The organism is Pseudoalteromonas sp. CR1 (assembly GCF_019392235.1).
In the GTDB taxonomy this organism is placed as follows: Bacteria; Pseudomonadota; Gammaproteobacteria; order Enterobacterales; family Alteromonadaceae; genus Pseudoalteromonas.
Window position 1 is genome coordinate 1 of record NZ_JAHXRM010000087.1, and the last position, 351, is coordinate 351.

At 62.4% G+C, this 351-nt stretch carries 1 protein-coding gene; it reads right to left on the reverse strand.

The window, feature by feature from the left end; translation table 11 throughout:
* Positions 1 to 351, reverse strand: a 351-nt coding sequence (locus KZZ04_RS18600; protein ID WP_257903675.1) for a hypothetical protein, incomplete at both ends; no start/stop codon positions are given.

Sequence of the window (351 nt, forward strand, 5' to 3'; positions counted from 1 at the left end):
GCTGAAGCACTGTCGGCCGCAGCCCCTTTGAGACTGTCACCCACCAACTGATCGCCGCTGGCGATCAGCGCGGCACAGCGTTTATCGAGCGCCTGCAGATCGGCCTCTACGGACGCCGTCGAAACCCCCATGCGCACTTTGCCGATCTCAACGCCGTTGGGGCTGATGGAGGCCTCTACGTAGTAAACGGCAGGATCAGCCTTGGCGGCGTCCAGCACCTTATCCAGGGCGCGGTCGCCCTGCCCTTTCGCCAGCAGTTCCTGGTTGATCGGGTTGTCACGGTTGAGATAACGGGTCAGATGCTCACCGGCCGCGTCGTCGTAGACCACGAACAGTACGTTGGGATTGCGC